We start from the raw sequence: 2306 nt of genomic DNA on the forward strand, positions 1-2306 counted from the left end.
TTTGCCTCCATCCTTGGCATAGCCACGCGAATCTACTGCGAATCTACGATTGCGAACTTGTGACTCAGGACACTAGCCGGAAATCATCTTCGGCTTCTGGCCGGCAGCCTGGTCCGCCGAAACGCTGCCGGTCTCCTCGATCCGAGGTAGCCAGCCGGCTGCCGTGCTGATCGCGCCCCCAAACTGTTTGGCGGTCTTTGCGGGACATGCAGCCATGAATCGCCGCGCGACCACATGCCTTCGAAGATCAAGATGCTAAGGCTTGCCACCCTGGCCTCCTCAGCCAGCATGATGAATCAGAAGCCGACTGATTTGGATATCCCAAATCGAATTCGCTTTAATGCTTAGGAACGTCGGCCCCTTGAATTCTGAAATGTCCTCAACATCGCTTCCTCTAACATCAAACCCAATATTCCTCACCAGAGCAGGTAGTGTCTCGATCTATTGTTATTGCTGTAGTCATAGTTGGTAGCTCGGCGCATAGGCTAGGTGCAGAAATGACAAACGTAGTTAACCCGTTGCAAGTCTCACGCTTCCTTAGAGTGTATGACGACTTCGCCGCCCAAAAGGGCATCAAGCTTTCGATAGGATTCGATTTTCACGACTATGTCTCAATCACACAGGCCCTTCCATCAAAGAAGCCCACATATCCAACGTTTCGGCCGGATCGCTCCCCAATAAAAACAGGCGAGGGATATTGGATGATGGGCATCGATAAGAATGGTGAGGTCGTGCTTGTAGAGGCTGCTCGACTGTATGACCTTTCGCACACCAACTTGGCAGAACACCTTCAATCCTTGAAGGCGTTTTACGCCGACCCGACCATTCATGCACATCCTCAGGACCGTTGTACTTGTACAGCACCAAGCGCGAAGAAGATCAGTGGGAAAGTGGCCTACCACGGGGATTTTTGGTTGCGCAAGGACTTCAGAGGACAGGGCATGCCTAAGATCATGGCTGCAATATTGCGGGGCGTCTCGTTTGCCATGTGGACTCCCGACTTTGTATGTGGACTTGCGGCGAGCTGGACGCTGGATAAGGGCGTTCTTGCGCAATACGGACATACGCATCATGAAGCCGGCGGCTCGACGTTACAGCTAGTAGAAGATGATATTGTAGATGAAGATTTACTTGTTTGGCTGACCGGCGAGGAGTTGCGGAGCCTAGTTGATCCCCGGACAGAAGGTGAACTAGCTATAGACAACTATGTGTCGTCAGCATGACGATGTGGTACTTGACGCAAGCTGCGTGCTTCAGATTACCAGCATGGGCGCCCTCATACGTACAGTCGCGGCATGATGATGTTCGACAGCGATGCCGAAGTTTTTGAAACGGCTACTCCGGCCCAGACAGGCAAGATGTTGCTATCACCGTCTCCAACCCGTGCTCGAGATACATGAATCCAAGCACTTCGCGAGACGAACGTCGGCGTTTCGGCAAGAGAAGTGGCTAGATGTGTCACGGCTTATTGCCACGTTCAGGTACGTATCGCGATGCTCAGTGCGGAAAGATCTCACTCGCGAGCACTGCGCCCGCCATATGGAAGGAGGCAGAGAGAAGTGGATAGAAGTAACGTTCGAATCGAATGGATGAGAAATAAATCGACGAGGGTAGACGAGGGTAGCCGGATCAAGGATGGTGGCATCTAATGGTGGCATTGGCAGGTGTTGGACGGAAATCTAAGGATAATTTTGCCCGCGCGCGCTTAGTCTTTCCTGATGGTACGTCCCGAGTAATCGTCGAACGGGATCCGGGGCCGCGCTATATAGACCGCGGAGAGGGCAGTTATCTGTTCGATGTGGATGGCCGCCGATTTCTCGACCTCAATTGCAACTTCACGGCTTTGATTCACGGTCATGCCTTCGCACCTGTCGTGGAAGCGCTAACACGTCAGCTCCAGCGCGGGAGCTGCTTCGCAAATCCGACAGAGAGCGAGATCGAGCTCGCCGAGCTACTTTGCGGTCGGATTCCGCAAGCTAATCGTGTTCGCTTCGTCAACACAGGGACGGAGGCCGTGTTGTTTGCGATCAAGGCAGCGCGGGCCTTCACCGGCCGCTCGAAAATCGCTAAGATCGAGGGAGCCTATCATGGCGCCTACGACTGGGGCGAGGTGAGCCTTGCGGCGACTTCGGACAACTGGGGTAGTCCTGCCGCTCCGAAGTCTACGGCCTCCTATCGGGGGATGCCCGCCAGCGTGCTTGATGAAGTGGTCGTGCTTCGCTTCAATGATGTTGAAGGCTCGCGTCGGTTGTTGTCTTTGCATGCACACGAGCTTGCTGCCATTGTGGTGGATCCGATGCCGAGCC

General features: G+C 54.1%; 2 protein-coding genes. Both read left to right on the forward strand.

Annotated elements, in window-relative coordinates; genetic code table 11:
* Nucleotides 1–497: 497 nt before the first annotated feature.
* Nucleotides 498–1223, forward strand: a complete 726-nt coding sequence (locus tag PMN64_RS42710; protein ID WP_411785096.1) for a hypothetical protein — start codon at nucleotides 498–500, stop codon at nucleotides 1221–1223.
* Between the two features lie 425 nt (nucleotides 1224–1648).
* On the forward strand, nucleotides 1649–2306 hold a 658-nt coding region (locus PMN64_RS42715), incomplete at its 3' end, for an aminotransferase class III-fold pyridoxal phosphate-dependent enzyme (RefSeq protein WP_411785097.1).

The organism is Bradyrhizobium sp. UFLA01-814 (assembly GCF_046718885.1).
Classification (GTDB): domain Bacteria; phylum Pseudomonadota; class Alphaproteobacteria; order Rhizobiales; family Xanthobacteraceae; genus Bradyrhizobium; species Bradyrhizobium elkanii.